The following is a 23,623-nucleotide window of genomic DNA, read 5'->3' as shown; positions in this document are numbered from 1 at the left end:
TCAGATCTCCTTTGTTGGACTTCTGGTTTCACGGGTCTCGCTTTCTGGCCCGCGTTTCCGGACAAGCCGGAACGCAAGGATTCCCCCGACGACGGCGAACCCGGCGACGTCGGTCAGGCTTCCGGGATTGATGAGTGAGATGGCCGCCGCCACCAGCGCAGCCCGCTCCGGCCAGCTGATCCAGTCGCCGCACCAGCCCTGAATGCCGGCCGCCATGGCGAACACGCCGACGCCCGCGCTGACCGCCGCCGCCGCAATCTGCAACGGCGCGCCCTGCATCAGCAGCGCATCGGAATAAAGGAACATGAAGGCCACGATGAACCCGGGCAGCGAATGCACGAAGGCCGTGACGGAGGTCCGCCACCAGTTCGCCTTGGCGATCCCCGCCGCCACCACCGCCACCAAGGCCACCGGCGGGGTCGAGCCCGACTTGATGGCAAAGTAGAACAGAAACAGATGCGCCCCCAGCTTCGGCGCGCCCGCCGTGATCAGCGCCGGCGCCGCGAACATCGCCAGCAGCAGATACGCAATCGGCGTCGGCATCCCCATCCCCAGCAGCGTCGCCGCCACCACCGTCAGCAAGGCCGTCAATATCAGCGACCCGTCACTCACGCTCAGAATGATCTCCGTCAGCCTCGGCCCCAGCCCCGTCGCCACGATCGCCGCCTGCAAGATCCCGATCGAGATGATCAGCGCCGTGATACCCGCCGCCTGACGGATCCCGGTATCGAACTGGCCCACCAGCTCCCTTATCGGCACCCGCGTCACCGCCCTTGCCATACCGGCCAACAGCGCCACCGCCAGCGCGATCAGGCTGGCATAGGCCGGCGTGTAACTCTCGACGATCAGCAGCCAGAACAGCAGCACCGGCGCGATCAGCAGGTGCCAGCCATCCTTCATCGTCTCCTTTGCCGAGGGGATCTCGTCCTCCGGCATCCCCCGAAGCCCTTCCTTCAGCGCCTCGATATGAATGACCCAGTAGAGCGACAGGTAATACAGCACGGCCGGAATGATCGCGGCCACCGCGATGGTCGCATAGGAAATGCCGGTGATCTGCGCCATGATGAAGGCCGCCGCCCCCATGATCGGCGGCACCAGCTGCGCCCCTTCCGAGGTGTTGGTCTCCACCGCCGCCGCCACATGCCGCCTGAACCCGGTCCTGATCATCAGCGGAATGGTGAACGTCCCCGTCGCCACGACATTGCCCACCGCGCTGCCCACCATCGTGCCCAGCCCGGCACTTGCCGCCATAGAACCCTTCGCGGCACCCCCGGTCTGCCGCCCCAGCCCCGCATTGGCGAGGTTGATGATGAAATCACCCGTCTTCGTCGCCTGCAGCGTCGCCCCGAACATCATGAACATGAACAGGTAGGTCGCCGCCACCTGAAGCCCGGTGCCGAACAGCCCCTCGCTGGTATAGGCCACGATGTAGGCAAACCGCTGCGCATCCATCCCCGCATGGGCAAACACACCCGGCAGCAGGTTGCCCCACATCATGTAGGCCACCCCCGCCAGACCCAGCAGCGCCAGCACTATCGATTGCCGCCGCGCCGCCTCCAGCGCCACGGCCACCATCACGAACCCAACCCAGACATCCATCTGCGTCAGGTAACTCGACCCCCACAGGTTCAGCAGCCGCTCGTACTCGACCACCAGGTACCCCATGCTGCCCACCGCCGCGACGGCGGCCACCACGTCCAGCCCCCATTGCACCGCCCGCATCCCGGGCACCTCCGACCGGCCCCGCCCGAGAAAGGCGATGAACAGCATCGCGGCGGCAAACAGCGCCAGGTGCACCACCGTCGTCTTGTAGGGCCCGTAAAGCGTGGCATAGGCCATGTAGGCAAACAGCGTCAGCCCGACGACGCGGAGCACGAAACCAAGCAGGGCGGGGCCTTGATACTTGTCCTCGTCCATCATCCGGCCACCCCCCGTCGCACAGCGGGCGCCTCTCCGGCCTCAACCCGGTCAAGAAAAGCCAACAGCATCCGTTCGAATACCTCCGGCCGCTCCAGCAAGCCGAGGTGTTTCACCTTCGGCACGATCTCCAGTACCGATCCGGCAATCTCGTCCTGCATCGCCCGCGCCATCCCCGGCGTGCTGCCGCTGTCATTCTCCGACGTGGCAATCAGCGTCGGCAGGGCCAACGGCGGCTCCGGTGCGATCAGCTCCTTCACCCCGTGCGCCAGGACCGAGCGCGCATCGGCATAGCTCGCCGGGTCACACGACAGCACCTGCGCCCGCACCGCCTCGACCACATCCTCATGCTCTTCCCGAAACCCTTCCGTGAACCACCGCGCCAGCGCCGCGTCGATGGTCGCCCCCGGCCCGCCCTGCGCGCTCTGGTCGGCCTGCGCTTCCACCCGCGCCTGTGCCTCCGGGCTCCGTTCATGCGGTGAATTCAGAATGGCCAGCGCCCGCACCCGCTCGGGCGCCATCATCGCCAGCTTCCGGTTGATCATCCCGCCAAGCGAAAACCCGATCACCGTCGCGCTTTCCATCCCCGCCGCATCCATCAGCCCGCGCACCTGCTCCGCATACAGCTCCAGCGACATCTTCCGCGTCGCCGGCCCGCTCTGCCCATGCCCGGGAAAATCGTAGGACAGCACCCGATGCTCCGCCGCCAGCGCCGGCAGCAGCCCGGCCCAGATCGCCCGGCTCAACCCCAGCCCGTGGATCAGAACCACCGGCGGCCCGTCTTCCGGGCCGGCAATGTCATAGGCGGTCTCGGTCAGGGTCATGTTCGATTCGATCCTCTGAGCATGAAAAAGCCATCAAGATTGTCATACAATCTGACAGAGGCCGCGCGAAATGCAATAGCTCACACGCCCCGACCGCCCTCCGGCCGGGGAAACCCCGGATCTCGCACAAAAAATGGAATGACCGGCTCAGCCCGCCGCGGCCGTCTCCCGCAGGCTCTCCAGCGCCGACACACCGGCCGCCTCGACATGCTCGACGCTCAGCACCCTGGCCGCCTCTGCATCGCCCCGGCCGATCGCATCGACGATCCGCCCGATCTCGGCCACGCTCTTGTCGAACCGGCCCGGCCGCGTCATCGATTGCGTCCGCATGAACGCCACCCGGTCAAGCACCGGCTCCAGCACCGTGCGGATCTCGGAATTCCCGCACCGGCTCATCAGCACATCGTAAAACTCGGATGTCGCCGCCCGCACCCGGCCAAGATCCGGCCGGTCCGACAGGCTTTTCAGCACCTCCAGCCGCGACCGCAGCAGCGCCACGTCCTCGGCCGTCGCACGCTCGGCGAAGTACTGCGCCGCCAGCGCCTCGATCGCGCCCCGCACCTCGTACAGCGCCTGCACCTTCTCGATCGTCGGCGTCGCCACCACGAACCCGCGCGACGGCACCCGGTCGATCAGCCCCCGCGCCTCCAGGTGCGCCAGCGCCTCCCGCAACAGCGGGCGGCTCACCTGCATCGCCTCGCACAGCTCCCGTTCGATCAGGTGCTCGCCGGGGCGAAACTCGCCATTCAGGATCGACGACCGCACCGTCTCCTGCACATGCTCGCGCAGGCTCGGCGGGCGCGGCACCCTCAGCCGGGCCTCATCGGTCATGACGGAACACCCCGCCAGCCACAGGTATCGGACAAACGATCATCCCGCAGAGCTTCTAAGGCAATCTGACCACAACGCAACAGGCAGTCCGCCTATCCGTCGTTCGTCAGCCCCTCCACCAGCGCCCGCACGTTCATCATCGCGGCCTGGGTCCGGTCGCCGTCGATCTCCATCTTCGGACCGATGGGAAGGGCGCTCATGCCGATCCGCGACATCCAGCGCTGAAACACCGCCGGCACGATCCCGATCACCTGCGTCGCCCCAACCTCGACCGCCGACCGCGCCATCGACAGAAGAAGGGTCTTCTGCAACAGCGACCGCCGGCTCGCCGGCTGGCCGTCCGACACGAAAAGCCGCGCGGCCTCCCATATCTTCTCCGACACGGGCGCCCGGTAGTGAAGCACCGTCGCGGGGATGTCGCTCAACAGCCCGCGCTGCGCGTCGCGCAGCATGTAACTGTAGATCCCGCACTGCGCCGTCGAGGGCGTCAGACGGATCCCCGCCAGCACTTCTCCGAACTCGTGAACCACGATCCAGCGGCTCAGAGGTGTGTCATATTGGTCAAACTCCATACCCTCCGTAGAGGGCAGGTCCCACCCCTTGCCGTCGATGAAAACCCGTTTTCGGGCCTTCAGGAACTCGGCATAGAGCTCGCCATGCCGATGAAAGTTGGTGACCGAAAGGGTCGTTGCACGAAGGGTCGGCGGTTTCGCAAAGTTGGCCCGGCCTGCCTCTTTCGAGGCGGGTTCCGGCGTGGCGTCGCTGTGCCATACCATTTGCCGGCCGCCGGCCGGCTCCAGTTCAGGGAAGACGCGCTTCGCCCTTCCCTGCAAATTCGTTACAGATTGATAGCCCACCTTATTACTGCCTCAGAGCTGCGATTTTTTCTTTTTTTTGCCTAACTTGGGCCCTTAAGCCCGGATATTACCTCCTGGAAACCACACTACTCACACGCCAGCCAAAGTTGTGCCATTATTGCTGGTTAACGCTTTGGTTGCAACTGATTTGGCTAGGAACATGATCCCAGGGCTTGAAGTTATTCGATCCTCCCTTGCGGGGCCGACGGACATCGTTTCCCTGAAACGACGATTGCGGGACTATGCCGTCGTCGGCCGTCAACTGTTTCTCCAGCGAATCATAATCTACAGTGCCGCCATTTTGCTAGCCGGGTATTACTACGATGCCTCTACGGCACTTGCGTTCTACGCGATGGTCTGGCTGGGAGAAGCGTTCGACGGTCACGTCTTCAACCGCATTCTCCGCTGGCGCGACCGCGACTGGTCAAAGGCCCGGCATTACGTCCGAATGATATACATCGGCACGTTCTTCAGCGCCACGGTCATCGCCTTCTTCTCGATCTCGCTGGCCGCCCAGCAAGGCCAAACGATGCATTTCTGGGCACTCTTCATGCTTTTCTCGGCATCGATCTTTGCCTGCATCAACAATCACCAGTTCCTCTCGGTGCTGGTGCTGCGCCTGTCGATCTACGTGCTGGCGCTGCTCTTCATCCCGATCCGCGATCTCGTCGTCGCCCAGCCGCCCCTCAGCTCGCCGCTCTGGCTGCAATTCTTCACCGTGCTCTTCGTGCTGTCCTTCATCATCGAATGCAGCCGAAGCTTCCTCGTCGGCTACGTCAAGAACCTGCGCTACATCAACGCGCTGGTGGCCGAGCACGAGAAGACCAAGACCGCCTACAACGCCAAGCAGGAATTCCTCGCCACCGTCAGCCACGAGCTGCGCACGCCGCTGACCGCCATCAAGGGCTCGCTCCAGGTCATCAGCTCCGGCGCGCTCGGGCCGGTGCCGCCGAAAATGCAGCACCTCTTCAACATGGCCAATTCCAACAGCGAGAGCCTCGCCAACCTCGTCAACGACCTGCTCGACCTCCAGCGCGCCGAATCCGGCCGGCTCGATCTCCACCTCGAGCCGATCGAGCTCGGCGCCATGTCCATCGCCACGGTCGAGCGCACGCGCCCCTACGCCGACGAGTTCAACGTCGAGCTGAAGATCGAACCGCCCAGGCGCGAATTCTGGGTCAACGCCGACCGCAAGCGCCTCGAACAGGTGCTGGTCAACATGCTCTCGAACGCCGCCAAGTTCTCCGATCCCGGCGGCCAGGTCGAAATCAGCCTCGCCGCCCATGACGAGCAGGTCACGCTCGCCGTCAAAGACCACGGCATCGGCATCTCCGAGGCCTCGTTCGACAAGGTCTTCGAGCAGTTCAGCCAGGTCAATTCCACCGACATCCGCCGCCACGGCGGCACCGGGCTCGGCATGAACATCTCGCGGCACATCATGCAGGCCCATGGCGGCGAGATCGATTTCGAAAGCGTCGAGGGCGTCGGCAGCACCTTCTACATCACCATGCGCGAAGACATGACAGAGCGTCAGCCCGAACTCACCGACGAGCGGCGCTACGCCTGACACACCCATTGCATTGATCCCGGTCCTGCGCTCAGATGCCCCGACCGTGCCCTGAACCCGCACGGGCCAAGGGAGGACGCATGACACATCACCTGTTCCTGACAGAGGAACACGAAATGCTGCGCGATCAGCTGCGCCGCTTCGTGGCCGAGAAGGTGCAACCCCACGCCGACCAATGGGAGGTTGACGGCGCCGTCCCCCGCGACGTGCTGCGCGAGATGGGCGCGCTCGGTTTCCTCGGCATCCGCTACCCCGAGGAATACGGCGGCGCCGCCATGGACACCCGCGCAACGGCCGTTCTGGCCGAGGAGCTCGGCCGCTCCACCTACGCGGGCTTCGCCATCACCGTGCTGGTCCATACCGACATGGCCTCCGTCCACCTCTTCAACGCCGGCAACGAGGCCCAGAAAGCGGCCCACATGCCCGGCATCGTCTCGGGCGACACCATCACCGCCGTCGGCGTCACCGAGCCCGACGCCGGTTCCGACGTGAAGGGCATCCGCACCACCGCCCGCCGCGACGGCGACGATTTCATCCTCAACGGCGCCAAGATGTTCATCACCAACGGCGTGCACGCCAACCTCTACTGCGTCGCCGCCAAAACCGATGCGCAAGGCCCCGCCAGCCAGTCGGTCACCATGTTCCTCGTCGAAAAAGACACCCCCGGCTTCACCGTCTCCCGCGCCCTCGACAAGCACGGCTGGCGCTCCTCCGACACGGCGGAACTCTCCTTCGACAACTGTCGCATCCCCGCCGAGAACATCCTCGGGCAGGAAGGCCGCGGCTTCTACGCCATCATGAAGAACTTCCAGAACGAGCGTATCGTCCTCGGCGCCATGGCGATGGGCGAAGCCCAGGCCGCCCTCGACCTCACCCTCGACTACGTCAAGACCCGCAAGGCCTTCGGCGCGCCCCTCTGGGACAAGCAGGCCATCCGCCAGCGCCTCTCCATGCTCGCCGCCCGCGTCGCTGCCGCCCGGCAATTCGTCTACGCCACCGCAGCCCGCGATGCCAACGGAGAGGAGGTCACGCGCGAGGTCTCCATGATCAAGGCCTTGTGCGGTGAACTGGTCAACGAAGTCATGTATGATTGCCTCCAGTTCCACGGCGGTTTCGGCTACATGCGCGAGGCCACCATCGAACGGATGACCCGCGACGCCCGCGTTCAGGCAATCGGCGGCGGCGCAACCGAAGTGATGCTCGAGGAAGTGGCCAAGCGGCTCTGATCCGCGCGGCCCAAACTGTTACAGAATACTGCCGCTTTTTTGGAAATCGTAACATTTCCCTTGAAGCGAATCACCGATTACCCTACTTCGACCGCACGGTCGGTTAATTCAGCGCGACGAACGGGAGGACCGCACAGATGTACGCACAGATGGTCAAAAGCACCGGCAAGGGCGTCAAAACCCGCGAAGAAATGTCGGACGAGGAACGCGCCTTTCAGGATCGCATCGACGAGGACATCAAGATCGAGCCCCGCGACTGGATGCCCGAAGGCTACCGCAAGACGCTGATCCGCCAGATCGGCCAGCACGCCCACTCCGAAATCGTCGGCCAATTGCCCGAGGGCAACTGGATCACCCGCGCCCCCACGCTGGAACGCAAGATGATCCTCTTGGCCAAGGTGCAGGACGAGGCCGGCCACGGCCTCTACCTCTATGCCGCCGCCGAAACCCTCGGTATCTCGCGCGACGACATGACCGAACAGCTTCTCTCGGGGAAGATGAAATACTCCTCGATCTTCAACTACCCCACCCTCACCTGGGCCGACATGGGCGCGGTGGGCTGGCTGGTCGACGGCGCCGCCATCATGAACCAGGTGCCCCTGCAACGCACCTCCTACGGCCCCTATTCCCGCGCCATGATCCGCATCTGCAAGGAGGAAAGCTTCCACCAGCGGCAGGGCTACGACATCATGATGAAGATGGCGCAAGGCTCCGAGGCCCAGAAACGCATGGCCCAGGATGCGCTGAACCGCTTCTGGTACCCCTCGCTGATGATGTTCGGCCCGTCCGACGCCGAAAGCGTCCACTCGGCCCAGTCGATGGCGTGGAAGATCAAGATGAACACCAATGACGAGCTGCGCCAGAAATTCGTCGACCAGACCGTGCCGCAGGCCGAATTCCTCGGCCTCACCGTCCCCGACGAGAACCTCAAGTGGAACGAGGAGCGCGGCCATTACGACTATTCCCAGCCCGACTGGGACGAGTTCTTCAACGTCCTCAAGGGCAACGGCCCCTGCAACGCCGAACGCCTCGGCGCCCGCCAGAAAGCCTGGAACGAGGGGCAATGGGTCCGCGACGGCCTGCTCGCCCACGCCCGCAAGAACGCCGCCCGCAAGGTCGCGGCGGAATAGGAGACCACGCATATGAGTTCCGTCACCCCCGGCGAACTGCCCGACAGCGAGGGCAAGGGCAAATCCCCCCGCCATGAATGGCCCCTGTGGGAGGTGTTCATCCGCGGCCAGCACGGCCTGAACCACCGGCACGTGGGCTCCCTCCACGCGCCCGACGCCGAGATGGCGATCAAGAACGCCCGCGACGTCTATACCCGCCGCAACGAGGGCGTCTCGATCTGGGTCGTGGAAAGCCGCCACATCTCGGCCACCGCGCCGGGCGAAAAGGGGCCCCTCTTCGAGCCCTCCGAAAGCAAGATCTACCGCCACCCGACCTTCTACGACATTCCCGACGACGTGGGGCACATGTAATGGCCGATATCGACCAGACCGCGCTGCTGCAATTCCTGCTGCGGATGGGGGACAACACCCTCATCCTCAGCCACCGCGTGTCGGAATGGTGCGGCAAGGCCCCTGTGCTGGAAGAGGACATCGCACTTGCCAACACCGCGCTCGACCTGATCGGCCAGACCCAGCTCTGGCTCGGCTACGCGGCCGAAATCGAGGGCAAAGGCCAAACCGCCGACGACCTCGCCTTCCTCCGCGACGCGTGGGATTTCCGCAATGTCCTGCTGGTCGAGCTGCCCAACGGCGATTTCGGCCAGACCCTCATGCGCCAGTTCTTCTTCGACGCGTGGTCGTCGATCCTGATGCCGCGGCTGGCCAACTCCTCCGACCCCCGCGTCGCCGAGATCGCCGAGAAGGCCGCCAAGGAGGTCTCCTACCACGTCGAACGCTCCGCCGACACGGTCGTGGGCCTCGGCGACGGCACCGAGGAAAGCCACAAGCGCATGCAGGCCGCCCTCGACTACCTCTACCCCTACGTGGGTGAATTCTTCCTCTCCGATGAAGGCGACGCCGCCATCACCGCCGCCGGCATCGCCCCCGATCCGGCCAGCCTGCGCGCCGAATACGACGATTTCCTCGAGCGCGTCATGGCCAAGGCCACCCTCACCCTGCCCGAAGACCGCTTCACCCATCACGGCGGCCGCACCGGCGAAATGCATACCGAGCACCTGGGCCACATCCTGACCCAGATGCAGTGGCTCCAGCGCGCCTACCCGGGCAACACATGGTAACCGCCATGCAACGGCCAAGCACCGAACAGGTCTGGACCTGGCTGAACGAGATCCCCGACCCGGAAATCCCGGCGATTTCGCTCACCGATCTCGGCATCATCCGCGATGTCGCGTGGCACGACGACACCCTTACCGTCACCGTCACGCCAACCTATTCCGGCTGCCCGGCCACCTCGCTCATCAACATGGAGATCGAGACCGCCCTGCGCAGCCACGGCATCGACAAGCTGGACCTCAAACGCCAGCTCAGCCCCGCCTGGACAACCGACTGGATGACCGAGGAAGGCCGCCAGAAGCTCGAAGCCTACGGCATTGCGCCACCTCAACCGGCGGGCGGCCCCAAGGCCTGCCCTCGCTGCCAAAGCGACAACCTAGAACGCCTCAGCCAGTTCGGCTCGACCCCCTGCAAGGCCCAGTGGCGCTGCCGCGACTGCCTCGAACCCTTCGACTATTTCAAGTGCATCTGAGAAACGCCATGTCCCGGTTCCACGATCTCGAAGTCACCGATATACGCAAGACCATCCGCGATGCGGTGGTCGTCACGCTGAAGCCCGTCAATGGCGCGGCCGAGCATTTCGACTTCACCCAGGGCCAATACCTGACCTTCCGCCGCGATTTCGACGGCGAGGAACTCCGCCGCTCCTACTCGATCTGCGCCGGCAAGGAAGACGGCGTGCTTCAGGTCGGCATCAAGCGCGTCGATGGCGGCGCCTTCTCCACCTGGGCCAACGAAGACCTTCAACCGGGCGAGGTGCTGCAGGCCATGCCCCCGATGGGCGGTTTCTTCACGCAACTCGACCCCGCGAACCGCAACAACTACCTCGGCTTCGCCGGCGGCTCGGGCATCACCCCGGTCCTCTCGATCATCAAGACCACGCTGGCGCAGGAACCGCACTCCACCTTCACGCTCGTCTACGCCAACAAGGGCGTGAACACGATCATGTTCCGGGAAGAGCTAGACGACCTCAAGAACATCTATCTCGGCCGCTTCAACGTGATCCACGTGCTCGAAACCGACGCGCAGGAGATCGACCTCTTCACCGGCCTCGTGACGGAAGAAAAATGCGCCCAGCTGTTCGACAGCGGCTGGATCGACGCCGCCTCCATCGACACCGCCTTCATCTGCGGGCCGGAACCGATGATGCTCGGGATCGCCTCGGCGCTGCGCAAGGCCGGGCTCGACGACGCCAACATCAAGTTCGAGCTCTTCGCCTCCGCCCAGCCCGGCCGCCTCAAGCGCGCCGCCCTGCCCAAATCCTCCGACACCAAGGCCGATACCACCACCGTCGCCGTCACGCTCGACGGCGCCACCCGCACCGTCACCGCCGACAAGGATCAAAGCATTCTCGAAGCCGCGCTCGCCAACGACCTCGACGCCCCCTTCGCCTGCAAGGCCGGCGTCTGCTCGACCTGCCGCTGCCGGGTGATCGAGGGCGAAGTCGAGATGCTCACCAACCACGCGCTCGAGGATTACGAGGTGGAAAAGGGCTACGTGCTCTCCTGCCAGTCCTACGCCGTCACCGACCGCGTCACCGTCGACTACGACCAGTAAAGGAGGCCACGAGAATGGCCGAGGACATGCCCCTTTCCGACTACCTCGCACAAGGCGGCAAGCTGACCAGCCCGGCCAACGTGCCCCCGCGCTACCGTGCCGAACTGCTCAAGATGATGGCCAGCTTCGTCGACAGCTCGCTGGCGGGCGCGGCCGGCTTCGCCGACCTCATCAACTCCGGCCCCGGCATCAAGGAACGCATCGCCGCCGCCCGTATCGTGCTGGAAAAGACCGACAACGCCGACCGCGTCCTGCGCATCATGGGCGAGTTCGGCGCCGACACCGACCGCTACGCCAACCACCACCCGTGGACGACCCGGCTCGACCGCGACGCAGATATCGGCACCAAGCGGGGCGAGCACGACATGCGCCTCTCGGTGCTGAACTACCCCATCGAAGGCTGGGCCGACGCCGTGGTGATGAACCTCCTGATGGGCCGCGCCGTGGTGGTCCAGCTGGGCGAGATGACCCACGTCTCCTACCAGCCCCTGTCGGAAGCCTTCCGCGCCATCCTCCCGGTCGAGGAGCACCATGCCGAGCTCGCGCTCGAAGGCATCGACCGCCTCCTCGAAACCGAGGACAAGGCCACCCTGCAAGCCTCTGTCGATTACTGGTGGCCCCGCGTCGCGGCCTCCTTCGGCACCACGACGTCACAGAAATTCGACGCGCTGAAAGCCATGGGCCTCCGCCATACTCCCAATGTCGAACTCCGCGCCCGGTGGGAAACCGAAACCGACCAGATCCTCAACAAGCACGGCCTGACAACGCCGTAACGCGCCCCGCCACGGGCCTGGCCTCCAAGTCTCCCAAACGCGACATACGCTCCCGTAGGGTGGATGCCAACCCACCTCCACCTGTCGAACCATACACCCCCGTAGGGTAGGTGAAACCCACCACCCCACCACAAAAAAGAAGCCCCGGACAAAGCCCGGGACTCCCCTCAATCTCGAAACTGTCGCGATACGGCTTACATCGTCTCGATCGCCAGCGCGATACCCTGGCCACCGCCGATGCACATGGTGATCAGCGCCTTCTTCCCGCCAATCCGCTCCAGCTCATACAGCGCCTTCACCGTCAGGATCGCGCCCGTGGCCCCCACCGGGTGGCCCAGCGCAATCGCCCCACCATTCGGGTTCACCTTGGCCGTATCCAGCCCAAGCCCCCGGTTCACGGCAATCGCCTGCGCGGCAAAGGCCTCGTTCGACTCGATCACGTCGAAATCGCCAACCGAAAGCCCCGTCTTCTCCAGCAGCTTCTCGACCGCCGGCACCGGGCCGATGCCCATCACCTCGGGCCGCACACCGGCCACGGCATAACCCAGCACGCGCGCCTTGGGCTTCAGCCCGGCCTTCTCGGCGGCCTCCGCCCGCGCCAGCACCACGGCCGCCGCGCCATCGTTGATGCCGCTGGCGTTGCCCGCCGTCACGCTGCCATCCTTCTGGAACGCCGGCCGCAGCCCGGCCAGCCCCTCGGCGGTCGTCGGCTTCGGGTGCTCATCCGTTTCGAACGGCACCATGTCGCGCTTTACCTTCACTTCGATCGGCGCAATCTGCGACTTGAAATAGCCCTCTTCGATCGCCTTCGCCGCCCGCTTCTGGCTTTCCAGCGCGAACGCGTCCTGGTCCTCGCGGCTCACGTCATGCTCGCCCGCCACGTTCTCGGCGGTCACCCCCATGTGCCCCGTGCCGAACGGGCAATTCAAAGCCCCCAGCATCATGTCGAGCGTCTTCACGTCACCCATCTTCGCGCCCCAGCGCTGATCGGGGATGATGAAAGGCGACCGGCTCATGTTCTCGGCCCCGCCGGCCAGCCCGAAATCGGCATCGCCCAGCATCAGCGACTGCACCACCGACACCACCGCCTGCGCGCCGGAGCCGCACAGCCGGTTCACGTTCATCGCCGGCGTGCTGTCGGGAATGCCCGCCTCGATCATCGCCACCCGCGACAGGTACATGTCGCGCGGTTCGGTGTTGATCACGGTGCCGTAAACCACGTTGCCAATCTGCCCCGGCTCGACCCCCGACCGCTCCATCGCGGCCTTTGCCACATGCGCGCCAAGCGTCGTGGGCGGCGTGCCGGCGAGCGATCCGCCAAAAGTGCCAATGGCGGTACGCGCGCCGTCAAGAAGAACGATGTCGGTCATGGGAAGCTCCTCGGGATTCGATGTTGTCGAAATCGGTATACTGCAGGATGCCGGAAGGAAACAGGACTTGGCGTCGCAACCCGCCTCAGGGCTCCAGCGGCACCCGGCCCGCCCCCGTCAGCAGCCACGCATCGCGCCCCTCGATCTCGGCCACGCACAAGGGCCGCCCGAACCCCGCCCCGGCATCGAGGTTGACCCGGTTGCCGTAGTGCCGCGGCCGTTCGACCGGCGTATGCCCATGCACGATCAGCTTGCCATGGTCCCGCCCGTCCTCGTGAAACTCGTCCCGGATCCACAGCAGGTCATGCTCGTCCTGCGCCCCCAGCGGCACGCCCGGCCTGATCCCGGCATGCACGAAGAACTGCGCATCGGTCTCGTGGTAAAACGGCAGGCTCTCCAGGAAATCCCGATGCGCCTCGGGCACGCAATCCGCAGCCGCCCGCCAGTCGCGCTGCGCCATCGCCTCCCCGGCACCGTAAGAGATCATCGTCTCCGTCCCGCCGATATTCCCGTTCATCCACCGCGCCCCCGGCCCCGGATCGCGCAGGAAGTCGAGAAACATCTGGTCGTGGTTCCCCCTCACCACGACCCAGTCGCGCCCGGCCTCGATCTCCTCGATGATCGTCTGGATCACCCCCCGGCTATCCGGCCCCCGGTCGGTCAGATCACCGAGAAAGACGATCTTCGCCTCGGGCCCGCGCTGCGCATCGGCAACCGCCAGAACCCGGTCAAGCTCCGAGCGGTAACCATGAATATCGGGAATGGCGAGAATACTCATGCGCTATAGGTGGCCGGTACCGCGCCCGGGCGCAACCCGTTTGAGCCACCCACGCCAGTGAAGCCGCGCAAGGCGCACCCCCTCACCACAAACGAAAAACGCCGCCCCGAAGGGCGGCGTTTCCCTCATTCCTCACGCGCACCCTCAGTGCACGTCGAACTGCAGCGGCGCGATCTGCTGGAATTTGCCCGTCTCGTGCAGCTTGGCGATCACGTCCTTGCCCACCGGCGCATCCACGTAAAGCAAGGCAATCGCCTCGCCCCCGGCCGCCGACCGGCCCAGCGTGAAGTTCGCGATGTTCACGCCATTCCCGCCAAGGGTCAGGCCCAGCGCACCGATGATGCCCGGCTCGTCCTTGTTGGTGGTGTAAAGCATGTGCTCCCCGATCTCGGCATCGATGTTGATCCCCTTGATCTGGATGAACCGCGGCTTCCCGTCGCTGAACACCGTGCCCCCGATCGAGCGCTCGCGCTTGTCGGTCACCACCGTCAGCTTGATATACCCCTCGAAGGCGCCCGACTTGTCCTGCCGCGTAGTCGAGATCTTCACCCCCTTCTCCTTCGCCATCAGGGGCGCGGAGACCATGTTCACCTCGGGGTTCACCGATTTCATGATCCCCGCCACCGCCGAACAGGTCAGCGCCTCGAGGTTCATGTCGGCCACCACCCCGTCATACAGGATGTTGATCGCCTTGATCGGCTCGTCGGTCATCTGGCCGATGAACCCGCCCAGGTGATCCGACAGCTTGATCCACGGCCCCATCACCTTGGCCTCCTCGGCGGTCACCGACGGCATGTTGAGCGCGTTGCTCACGGCGCCCGTCAAAAGGTAGTCCGACATCTGCTCGGCCACCTGCAGCGCCACGTTCTCCTGCGCCTCGGTCGTCGCGGCACCAAGGTGCGGCGTGCACACGACGTTGGGCAGGCCGAAGAGCGGGTTCTCCGTCGCCGGCTCCACCGTGAACACGTCGAAGGCGGCGGCCCCGATATGGCCCGACTTCAGCAGATCGGCCAGCGCCTCCTCGTCGACCAGCCCGCCACGGGCACAGTTGATGACGCGCGCGCCCTTCTTCATCTTCTCCATGTTCTCGCGGGAAAGGATGTTCTTCGTCTGGTCGGTCAGCGGCACGTGCAGCGTGACGAAATCCGCCCGCTTCAGCAGTTCGTCCAGCTCGACCTTCTCGACCCCCATCTTGTCGGCCTTCTCCTGGCTCAGGAACGGGTCATAGGCCACCACCTTCATCTTCAGCCCGCGCGCCCGGTCGCAGACGATACCGCCGATATTCCCGGCCCCGATCACGCCCAACGTCTTGCCGGTCAGCTCGACACCCATGAATTTCGACTTCTCCCACTTCCCGGCCTGGGTCGAGGCGCTCGCCTCGGGGATCTGCCGCGCCACGGCAAACATCATCGCGATCGCATGCTCGGCGGTGGTGATCATGTTGCCGTAGGGCGTGTTCATCACGATGATGCCCTTTTTCGACGCGGCCTCCTTGTCGACATTGTCGGTGCCGATCCCGGCCCGCCCGATCACCTTCAGGTTCGGGGCATTCTCGAGAAGCTTCGCCGTCACCTTGGTGGCCGAGCGGATCGCAAGGCCGTCATACTCGCCGATCACCTCGGCAAGCTTGTCCTTGTCCTTGCCCAGCTCGGGCATGAAGTCGACATCGATCCCCCGGTCGCGGAAGATCTGAACTGCGGTGTCCGACAGCTTGTCGGAAACAAGTACCTTGGGAGCCATTTTTCCTGGTCCTTTAGATTGAAATTGGTCGAAGTGTGGCGGGCTGAAGCCCGCCCTACGGAACATCTCGTAGGCCGGGCTTCAGCCCGGCACGGGTCTCACGCGGTCTCGGAGAGCGCCGCGATCTCGGCCTCGAAGGCCCACTTGATCCACGGCATCAGCGCGGCCACGTCCGATGTCTCCACCGTCCCGCCGCACCAGATCCGCAAACCCGCCGGCGCATCGCGGTACGAGCCGATGTCATACGCCACCTCTTCCGCCTCCAGCCGCTTGGCCACGGCCTTGGCGAACCCGGCGCCATCCTTGATCCGCTCATCGGTGAACATCAGGCAGACCGAGGTGTTCGACCGGATCGCCGGGTCCTTCGCCAGGAAGGAAATCCAGTCATTCTCGGCCACGAACCCCTGCACCACGGCAAGGTTGGCATAGGCCCGCTCGCGCAAGCCCTCCATGCCGCCCACCGACCGCGCCCAGTCGAGCGCCAGCAAGTAATCCTCCACCGCCAGCATCGACGGCGTGTTGATCGTCGCGCCCTCGAAGATGCCGTCGATCAGCTTGCCGCCCTTGGTCAGGCGGAAAATCTTCGGCAGCGGCCACGGCGGCGTGTAGCTTTCCAGCCGCTCTACCGCCCGCGGGCTCAAAATCAGCATGCCATGCGCGGCCTCGCCGCCCAGAACCTTCTGCCAGCTGAACGTGGTCACATCCAGCTTGTCCCACGGCAGGTGCTGCGCAAACGCCGCCGAGGTCGCATCGCAGATCGTCAGCCCGGCGCGATCTTCCTTGATCCAGTCGCCATTCGGCACCCGAACGCCGCTCGTCGTGCCGTTCCAGGTGAACACCACGTCATTGTCGGTATCGACACCGTCGAGGTCGACGATCTCGCCATACTCGGCGGTCTTCACCTCGGCATCGAGTTTCAGCTGCTTGACCGCATCGGTCACCCAGCCCGAGCCGAAGCTCTCCCAGGCCAGCATCTCGACCTTGCGCTCGCCCAAGAGGTTCCACATCGCCATCTCCACGGCGCCGGTATCCGACGCCGGCACGATGCCGATCTTGTAGTCCTCGGGGATGCCCAGAACCTCGCGCGTGCCCTCGATGGCGGCCTTCAGCTTGGCCTTGCCCACGGCGGCACGGTGAGAACGGCCCAGCGGCGCGTCCTTCAGATTCTCGAGCTTGAAAACGGGGGGTTTGGCACAGGGGCCAGAGGAGAAACGCGGATTACCCGGCCGCGTTGCCGGTTGCGAAATAGCCATTTTTGCTACCCTTCCAGATAAGCGCCCCTCGTTGGGGAGGGGTGTCCCACGGACGGACGTACGTCTCTTTCGCGGCCTTTGCAAGCGCAGAAATCGCCCCTCAGCGCCGGTTTGACGTCAATTTGCGACGCCTCCGGTTCCGATCGGAAACGGCCGTGTCGGAAAACTGACAGAAACGGGAAAGACCCGTGATAGTCTGACCTGACGGAAACAGGACGAACCGGCCCGGGGCTCCGTGAACCCCCCGTGGCTTACCGACAGGACTCATTTCATGCACCACAAATTACTCATCGCCAGCCTCGCCCTCTCGGGCTTCGCCAGCCTTGCGGCCCCCTCCCAGACCGCCGCCGAAACCCTCGAAGAGCGCGGCGCCTACCTCGTCGAAGGCCCGGCCGGCTGCGGCAACTGCCATTCCCCCATCGACGACACCGGCAACCCCGTTCTCGGCCAGAACCTCGCCGGCCGCTTCGTGATCGAGATGCCCGAATTCACCGCCTACGCGCCCAACATCACCCCGGCCGGCGCCGTCGGCACCTGGTCCGACGCCGAGCTCGCCCGCGCCATCCGCGAGGGCCTCCGCCCCGACGGCTCTCTCATCGGCCCGCCCATGCCCTTCTCGATGTATCGTGGCCTCTCGGACACCGACCTGTCCGCCATCGTCGCCTACCTGCGCACCCTGCCGCCGGTGGAAAACACCGTGCCGCTGTCGGACTACAAGATCCCCCTGCCCCCGGCCTACGGGCCGCCCGTCGACACCGTCGCCGACATCCCCCGCGGCGTGACCGTCGACTACGGCGCCTACCTCGCCGGTCCCGTGGCCCACTGCCTCGAATGCCACACGCCCTTCGGGCCCACCGGGCCGATGCTCGATACCGATCTCGGCCGCGGCGGGCTGATCATCGAGGGGCCGTGGGGCATCTCCATCGCCTCCAACATCACCAGCCATGCCGACGGGCTGGCCGAATATTCCGATGGCGAGATCGCCGACATGGTCACCAAGGCCCAGCGCCCCGACGGCTCGCCCATGCTGCCGCCGATGCCCTACCCCTACCTCGCCCGGATGACCGAAGACGACCTCGCCGCGCTGATCCTCTACCTGCGCACCATTCCGCCGCTCCCCGACGTTGACTGAGGCGCCCGCCAAAACCCGCTGGTCCTCCGCCGGTGCCTGTGGTCTATCCCCACCGACACTTCAACCGACGGAGGGCCGCCCATGTACATCGCCACCCTGATCGCCCCGCGCGGCACGCTGCAGCCCGCGCTCGTCGACAGCCTGCGCAACGCGTGGGGCGGCGGCGACGCGCAATGGCTCTCCGCAGACGAGGCCGCCGAATTCCCGATGGAGACCATCCCCGGCAACCGCTGGGAAGTGTGGGACGACCTCCAGAAAGGCGCGACCGACCTCGTCATCCAACCGGCCGAAAACCGTCGCAAGAAAATGCTGCTGGCAGATATGGACAGCACCATGATCCAGCAGGAATGCATCGACGAGCTGGCCGAGGAAGCCGGCGTCGGCCCCCATGTCCGCGACATCACCGCCCGCGCCATGAACGGCGAGCTCGACTTCGAAGGCGCGCTCACCGAACGCGTCGCGCTCCTCAAGGACCTGCCCGAAACCGTCATCGCCGACGTGCTGGCCGCCCGCATCACCCTGATGCCCGGCGGGCCCGAGCTGCTCGCCACGATGAAAGCCCACGGCGCCTACACGGCCCTCGTCTCCGGCGGGTTCACGGCCTTCACGGCGAAAGTCGCGGCCGATCTCGGCTTCGACGAGAACCGCGCCAACACGCTGCTGATCGAGAATGGCACCCTCACCGGCCACGTCGCCCAGCCCATCCTCGGCCGCGACGCCAAGGTTCAGGCGCTCCACGACATCACCACCCGCCTCGGCATCACGCCGGCCGACGTGGTCGCGGTGGGCGACGGGGCCAACGACCTCGGGATGCTCGGCCTGGCCGGCACCGGCGTGGCGCTCCATGCCAAACCCTCCGTCGCCGCCGAATGCGAGGTGCGCGTCAATCACGGCGACCTGACCGCACTCCTCTTCCTGCAAGGCTACGCGCGGGCAGAGTTCGGCTGAACCCTCGCGGTCGACCCCGTTTTCTTCCAAGAAAACGGTCCGGAAAATTCGAATTTTCCGGTCCGGAATTTTCAAAAATTCCGGCCCCGCCCGGCCTAAACGCCGTCCCTCTTCAATGCCGCCTCGCGCGTGTCGAACGCCCGCGCCCCGCCCGCGTGGTCGGGCACGTGGCACTCCGGCGAACAGGTCGCACAGGCGTTGACCGGGTCGCGCCCATCCCTTGCCGCCTCCAGCGCCTCGCCGCTGTCGGCAAACACCCCCACGGTCTCGAGCGTGTTGTCCGGCGGCAGCACCGCGCAGAACTCCGAATGCACGAAATACTGCCCGCCGGCCTGCGTCTCGCGGGTCACGTAATAGGTCATTTCCCTCGACAGGGCTTCTTTGGCTGCGGCATCCATGACGGCCTCCCTTCCTGATTATGACGCCTCACCACCTAAGGCCCATCCCGGCCCCGCGAAGACCGGTTCGCCAATCTTCACAGAAGTTTCGCATTCCCCGCCACGCCGGCATCCGCCGGCCGCCGCGCTGCAATCGCGGCCATTCGCGCCGCCGTCTCCCGCCGGGTCAGCAAAGGGCGCACCGCCGCCGCCTCCGGCGCCCCGCTTTCCGACAGGCCCCAGCAGGCCAGAACCGCGGCCCGGTCGGCCGGCCGCAGCATCCGAAGCGCCATCCGGCCCGGAAAGAAGCTCTCGCACACCTGCCCCTCGGCCCAGAGCAGCTCGTGCCGCGCCAGCAGCAGGTGCACGTAGGTGACCCGCCGCCGCCCACGCATCCGCGACACGCCCGGCAGCTTCACGAACCCCACCGCCGGGCCTAGCGCCGCGCCTGCCCCGCTCTCCACCAGCACCCGGTGCTGGGGCGATACCACCAGGTCCCGCGCCGGCCGCCCCGGGCCCAGCGCCCCGGCCCTGATCCGCACCGGGCGGCGATGATCCTCCGGCCCGGAAAACACCACCGTCTGCCGGCCCACCCACAAAAGCGGCTGCGCCCCGCGGTCGACCGTCATCACCATCGCCCCGGCCCGCAGGGCGCCGGCCCGCACGACGCCCCCCGGCGTGGCAATCCGCACGCTGGCGGCGAAACAGATGACGTTGGTGTAATCCTCCGTGTTCGTCCCGCCGTCACTGCTGTTCGCGGCAACCCCGTCGCGGCTCGAATCCGGCGAAAACTGCGCCCCGGCAAAGGGTGCCGGCAGGTTCGACGCGGGTATCAGCCCGACATTGTCGCCATCGATCCGCAGAACGTAGACCTCGATGTTCCCGTCCTGCACCAGGACGAACTCGTTCTCCACCGTCGACCCCGCGGCATAGGTCACACCGTTGAGCGTCACATCCTCCAACAGCACCTGCCCGGACCCGACATCGTTCATGTCGTCGTCGAACCGGGCATCGTCATCCGATACCAGGATCTGCGTCGGCGTCGCGCCGGAATAGGTATAGGTGATCCCCGTCCAGCTGGCCCGCCCCGGGTCATACCCCGCCGCGGCCGGGTCGTTGGCGTGGTCGTCGCTCACAAGCTGGTCTGTCGTCAGCGCACCGTCATGGCTGACCACGCTCCAGTCATAGACGGCAATCGTCGGCATCGCGCGCTCCGCAGGTTTGAAAACACCGCGGTGATACGGGAAAACCCTTTAAAATCGGCCTAACCCAGCCCCCTGACGCCAAGGCATGTTCGCACATGAGACTCTTTCCACGCGAAACCGGTCGCCGAAAGCGTCCAAAAGATGTATATAAAATGTGCATTTTATTACTCACGAGCGCAAAGGGGTGGCGAATCATATGCACGACACCTCGGCCTCTTATGGCCTCGACACCATCGATCCGCCCCGCCTCGGCCTCGGCCTTGCCGTGTCGGTGGCGCTGGGTGCGGCCATCGTGCTGGTGTTCGGCTGGGGGCTCGACATCGACTGGCTCCGCCGGGTCGCGCCGGGCCTGCCGGCCATGGTCCCGGCCACGGCCCTGACGCTGCTCGTGGGCGGCGCCGGCACGGTCGTGCTGCTCAGGAACGGGCCGAGATGGGTGCCCTTCCTGTGCGCCGCCGCCATCTTCGTGATCATCTCGCTCGAACAGGTCACCAGCCTCACCCCGGCAGAACTCCGCGGCACCGACGCCATGTCGATGGCCAGCGTCCTCTGCGCGGCGCTGCTCGGCCTCAGCCTGCTGCTGCGCTCGCTCCGGCTCGGCACGGCCTCTATCCTGGTCGATACCACCGGGCTCGTCGTCGCCTCGATCCCGCTGGTGGGCTATGTCTTCGGCGCCCAGACCCTGTTCTACAACCCGCTCTACACGCTGATGGCGCTGCACACCGCGCTGGCCCACGTGGCCATCTTCCTCGCCCTGCTGCTGACAGACCCCCGCCGCGGCTGGATCGAGGTGCTTCTCTCGCAAGAACCGGGCAGCCGCATGGCCCGCCGCGTGCTGCCGGTCACCATCGTCGTGCCGCTCCTCCTCGCCCTGATCGTGGCCGAGGCGGTCGAACGCGAGTTCATGACCATCGAGTTCCGCCTCGCCGTCCTCACCTTCCTCGTCATCGCCTCGACCGTCACGGCGGTGATCGGCTTCGCCCACCTCACCAACCTCGCCGAACGCCGCAGCACCGAGGCCGAGGCCGCCTACCTGCGAAGCGAGATGCACCGCCAGCAGACCGAGCTCGCCGCCGCCCGCTCGGAAAAGGTCGCGGCGCTGGGCAAGCTCGTCGGCGGCGTGGCGCATGATTTCAACAACACGCTCAACGTCATCCTCGGCAATCTCGAACTGCTCGACGAAGACAGCAACCGCACCAACCAGCGCACCTATCTGTCCGAGGCGATCGCCGCCTCGAACCGCGCCGCCCAGCTGACCCGCCAGCTGCTCGCCTACGGGCGCAAGTCACAGCTCAGCCCGAAACCCATCGACCTCGAATCCGAGGTCGACGGCGCCATCGCCATGTTCCGCCGCGTCTGCCCGGCCAACATCTCGATCACCCGGCAATTCGACGAAACCGGCCTCACCCTGCGCGTCGACCCGGCGGCGCTGCAACAGGCCGTGCTCAACGTGCTCATCAACGCCCGCGACGCCCTGCCCGAGGGCGGCGAGATCCACCTCACCGGGCGGCGCGAACATCTCAGCGGCGCCACCGTCAACGGCTTTCACGGCGCCGAAACCCTGCCCGACGGCACCTACGCCACCCTCGCCATCGAAGACACCGGCGAGGGCATGACCCCCGAAATCGCCGAACAGGCCGCCGAACCCTTCTTCACCACCAAGAAGGTCGGCGAGGGCACCGGTCTCGGCCTCTCCACCGTCGCGGGCTTCTGCCGCCAGTCCGACGGCGGCCTGCGGATCGACGCGGCCCCGGGCAGCGGCACGCTCGTGACCATGGCCTTCCCGGCCACTTCGGGCCGCGCGGCCGGCGTCACCCCGGCCAGGGACGAGCCGAAAGACGCCGCGGCTGCGCCCGGCGGCGTCCTCATCGTCGACGATGACGAGGCGCTCACCCGCGTGATGAAGGCCCAGCTCGAGCGCAGCGGCCACGACGTCCGCACCGCCCATGACGCCACCCAGGCCCTCGCCACGCTCGACGCCGGGCCGCTGCCCGAGGTGGTGCTGACCGACATCGTCATGCCCGGCGAGATGCAGGGCCACCACCTCGCCGACCGCATCCGCCAGCGCTACCCGGGCATCGAGGTGATCCTGATGTCGGGCTACGCCTCCGAGGCCCAGCGCGAGGCGATCGAGGCCGCCGCCGGCCTGCCGTTCCTGCAGAAACCCATCGACGTGCGCACGCTCCGCACCATCGTCGGCCGCGCCACCACTCCCCCCGGCGAAACCGGCACCGGAACACCCGGCGCCTGACACCCCTGCCCGCGCCGCCGGTGTTGCGCCCTGCCCCACATCTTGGCCGTTGCGCACCGCGCGCCACATCAACCCCCCGCCCCACTGACACCCGCACCGACGCGATACCGACAGAATACCGACGTGATACCGACGTCGAAATACCAGCAAAATATGGCCGTTTACCCTTTCCGGCCGCCGCCCCCCTGAATCTCCGCCGCCGGGCATGGTATCCTCCACCGTCCAAAACGCGTGAGGAGGTAAGCAATATGCCGAGATACATTCTCGCCTATCATGGCGGAAATGCTGAAGAATATGAGGTTTCCGAGGAGGAGGAGCTGACCCGCTGGCAGAACTGGATGAACGACATGGGCCAGGCCTGCATCGACGAAGGCGGCCCCGTCGGCTGGGCCAAGACCGTCCGCGTCGCCGGCATCGCCCACAATGGCGGCACGAATCCGCTGGCGGGCTACTCCATCGTCGAAGCCGACGACATCGAAACCGCCTGCGAGATGGCCAAGGGCTGCCCGATCCTCGCCACCGGCGGCTCGGTCGAGGTGGCGCCGATCGGCGAGATGAACACCCAGAACGCCTGACGGTCCAGCGACAGGCGGGGCGCCCCGGCGCCCCCTTGTCATCCCCCTCTGCCCACCCTACTGTCCTGCCTACCTCGGGGTGCCGTGGGCCACTGGCCCAGGGCTGAGATGCCAAAAGCGAACCCGTTGAACCTGAACCGGCTAGAACCGGCGGAGGGAAGGTAAAGGACGCATCATCCGCCCTTGCCCTCACGCCGCA

Annotated in this window: 22 protein-coding genes and 1 riboswitch; of the genes, 12 read left to right on the top strand and 10 right to left on the bottom strand. The window is 65.9% G+C overall.

Going from position 1 to position 23,623, the window contains the following annotated elements:
* The 4 genes from RIdsm_RS00310 to RIdsm_RS00295 form a co-directional block, all read right to left on the bottom strand.
* Window positions 1-1,920, bottom strand: coding sequence for a TRAP transporter permease (locus tag RIdsm_RS00310; protein ID WP_057817467.1), 1,920 nt, complete (start codon window positions 1,918-1,920; stop codon window positions 1-3).
* A complete protein-coding gene (locus tag RIdsm_RS00305; RefSeq protein WP_057817469.1) occupies window positions 1,917-2,741 on the bottom strand; it encodes an alpha/beta fold hydrolase in 825 nt (274 codons plus the stop codon). Before RIdsm_RS00305 ends, RIdsm_RS00310 begins: the two co-directional genes overlap by 4 nt.
* Before the next feature lie 147 nt (window positions 2,742-2,888).
* Complete coding sequence (locus tag RIdsm_RS00300; protein ID WP_057817471.1) at window positions 2,889-3,572, bottom strand: GntR family transcriptional regulator; 684 nt, start codon at window positions 3,570-3,572, stop codon at window positions 2,889-2,891.
* Window positions 3,573-3,664: 92 nt separating this feature from the next.
* Entirely contained in the window at window positions 3,665-4,348 is a 684-nt protein-coding gene (locus RIdsm_RS00295) for an acyl-homoserine-lactone synthase (protein WP_082647432.1), read from the bottom strand.
* Between the two features lie 313 nt (window positions 4,349-4,661).
* On the opposite strand from RIdsm_RS00295, the gene RIdsm_RS00290 reads away from it, so the two are divergent.
* The 8 genes from RIdsm_RS00290 to RIdsm_RS00255 all read left to right on the top strand — a co-directional run bounded on the left by RIdsm_RS00290 (window position 4,662) and on the right by RIdsm_RS00255 (window position 11,795).
* Window positions 4,662-5,996, top strand: a complete 1,335-nt coding sequence (locus RIdsm_RS00290; RefSeq protein ID WP_057817473.1) for a sensor histidine kinase — start codon at window positions 4,662-4,664, stop codon at window positions 5,994-5,996.
* A gap of 80 nt (window positions 5,997-6,076) precedes the next feature.
* Window positions 6,077-7,222 carry an acyl-CoA dehydrogenase family protein gene (locus RIdsm_RS00285; protein ID WP_057817475.1) on the top strand — a complete coding sequence of 382 codons (1,146 nt, stop codon included), beginning with the start codon at window positions 6,077-6,079 and terminating at the stop codon, window positions 7,220-7,222.
* Window positions 7,223-7,359: 137 nt separating this feature from the next.
* The gene (gene paaA, locus RIdsm_RS00280) at window positions 7,360-8,352 is read left to right on the top strand and encodes a 1,2-phenylacetyl-CoA epoxidase subunit PaaA (RefSeq protein ID WP_057817477.1); all 993 of its coding nucleotides are present in this window, start codon (window positions 7,360-7,362) and stop codon (window positions 8,350-8,352) included.
* A 12-nt stretch (window positions 8,353-8,364) separates the two neighbouring features.
* Entirely contained in the window at window positions 8,365-8,703 is a 339-nt protein-coding gene (paaB, locus tag RIdsm_RS00275) for a 1,2-phenylacetyl-CoA epoxidase subunit PaaB (protein WP_235607866.1), read from the top strand.
* Window positions 8,703-9,470 carry a 1,2-phenylacetyl-CoA epoxidase subunit PaaC gene (gene paaC / locus RIdsm_RS00270; protein WP_057817479.1) on the top strand — a complete coding sequence of 256 codons (768 nt, stop codon included), beginning with the start codon at window positions 8,703-8,705 and terminating at the stop codon, window positions 9,468-9,470. Before paaB ends, paaC begins: the two co-directional genes overlap by 1 nt.
* A gap of 5 nt (window positions 9,471-9,475) precedes the next feature.
* Window positions 9,476-9,937 (top strand): 1,2-phenylacetyl-CoA epoxidase subunit PaaD, encoded by a 462-nt coding sequence (gene paaD, locus RIdsm_RS00265; protein ID WP_420854107.1) that lies wholly within the window; start codon window positions 9,476-9,478, stop codon window positions 9,935-9,937.
* Window positions 9,938-9,945: 8 nt separating this feature from the next.
* Entirely contained in the window at window positions 9,946-11,022 is a 1,077-nt protein-coding gene (locus RIdsm_RS00260) for a 2Fe-2S iron-sulfur cluster-binding protein (RefSeq protein WP_057817483.1), read from the top strand.
* 14 nt (window positions 11,023-11,036) lie between these two features.
* Window positions 11,037-11,795, top strand: coding sequence for a Phenylacetic acid catabolic protein (locus RIdsm_RS00255; protein WP_057817485.1), 759 nt, complete (start codon window positions 11,037-11,039; stop codon window positions 11,793-11,795).
* A gap of 194 nt (window positions 11,796-11,989) precedes the next feature.
* Here the strand turns inward: RIdsm_RS00255 and RIdsm_RS00250 are convergent, their stop codons facing one another.
* The 4 genes from RIdsm_RS00250 to RIdsm_RS00235 form a co-directional block, all read right to left on the bottom strand.
* Window positions 11,990-13,165 carry an acetyl-CoA C-acyltransferase family protein gene (locus RIdsm_RS00250; RefSeq protein WP_057817487.1) on the bottom strand — a complete coding sequence of 392 codons (1,176 nt, stop codon included), beginning with the start codon at window positions 13,163-13,165 and terminating at the stop codon, window positions 11,990-11,992.
* 85 nt (window positions 13,166-13,250) lie between these two features.
* The gene (locus RIdsm_RS00245; protein ID WP_057817489.1) at window positions 13,251-13,943 is read right to left on the bottom strand and encodes a metallophosphoesterase family protein; all 693 of its coding nucleotides are present in this window, start codon (window positions 13,941-13,943) and stop codon (window positions 13,251-13,253) included.
* Between the two features lie 144 nt (window positions 13,944-14,087).
* The gene (gene serA, locus RIdsm_RS00240) at window positions 14,088-15,683 is read right to left on the bottom strand and encodes a phosphoglycerate dehydrogenase (RefSeq protein ID WP_057817491.1); all 1,596 of its coding nucleotides are present in this window, start codon (window positions 15,681-15,683) and stop codon (window positions 14,088-14,090) included.
* 98 nt (window positions 15,684-15,781) lie between these two features.
* A complete protein-coding gene (locus tag RIdsm_RS00235) occupies window positions 15,782-16,936 on the bottom strand; it encodes a phosphoserine transaminase (RefSeq protein ID WP_057817493.1) in 1,155 nt (384 codons plus the stop codon).
* A gap of 271 nt (window positions 16,937-17,207) precedes the next feature.
* Between RIdsm_RS00235 and RIdsm_RS00230 the strand changes: the two genes are divergently transcribed.
* Together RIdsm_RS00230 and serB are read left to right on the top strand one after the other, a co-directional pair.
* Window positions 17,208-18,068 carry a c-type cytochrome gene (locus tag RIdsm_RS00230; protein WP_074939896.1) on the top strand — a complete coding sequence of 287 codons (861 nt, stop codon included), beginning with the start codon at window positions 17,208-17,210 and terminating at the stop codon, window positions 18,066-18,068.
* Between the two features lie 81 nt (window positions 18,069-18,149).
* Entirely contained in the window at window positions 18,150-19,016 is an 867-nt protein-coding gene (gene serB, locus RIdsm_RS00225) for a phosphoserine phosphatase SerB (protein WP_057817495.1), read from the top strand.
* A 95-nt stretch (window positions 19,017-19,111) separates the two neighbouring features.
* On the opposite strand, the gene RIdsm_RS00220 is transcribed toward serB, so the two are convergent.
* Together RIdsm_RS00220 and RIdsm_RS00215 are read right to left on the bottom strand one after the other, a co-directional pair.
* Window positions 19,112-19,414, bottom strand: a complete 303-nt coding sequence (locus tag RIdsm_RS00220) for a hypothetical protein (RefSeq protein WP_057817497.1) — start codon at window positions 19,412-19,414, stop codon at window positions 19,112-19,114.
* 77 nt (window positions 19,415-19,491) lie between these two features.
* On the bottom strand, window positions 19,492-20,598 hold the full coding sequence (locus RIdsm_RS00215) for a Hint domain-containing protein (RefSeq protein WP_057817500.1): 1,107 nt from the start codon (window positions 20,596-20,598) through the stop codon (window positions 19,492-19,494).
* Window positions 20,599-20,794: 196 nt separating this feature from the next.
* Here RIdsm_RS00215 and RIdsm_RS00210 point away from each other — a divergent pair, with 196 nt between their 5' ends.
* Window positions 20,795-22,849 (top strand): response regulator, encoded by a 2,055-nt coding sequence (locus tag RIdsm_RS00210; protein WP_057817502.1) that lies wholly within the window; start codon window positions 20,795-20,797, stop codon window positions 22,847-22,849.
* Window positions 22,850-23,097: 248 nt separating this feature from the next.
* On the top strand, window positions 23,098-23,424 hold the full coding sequence (locus RIdsm_RS00205) for a YciI family protein (RefSeq protein ID WP_057817504.1): 327 nt from the start codon (window positions 23,098-23,100) through the stop codon (window positions 23,422-23,424).
* 65 nt (window positions 23,425-23,489) lie between these two features.
* Window positions 23,490-23,600: riboswitch (TPP riboswitch) on the top strand.
* Window positions 23,601-23,623 lie beyond the last annotated feature (23 nt).

The organism is Roseovarius indicus, assembly GCF_008728195.1.
In the GTDB taxonomy this organism is placed as follows: Bacteria; Pseudomonadota; Alphaproteobacteria; order Rhodobacterales; family Rhodobacteraceae; genus Roseovarius; species Roseovarius indicus.
This window is presented reverse-complemented; position numbering and strand designations above follow the sequence as displayed.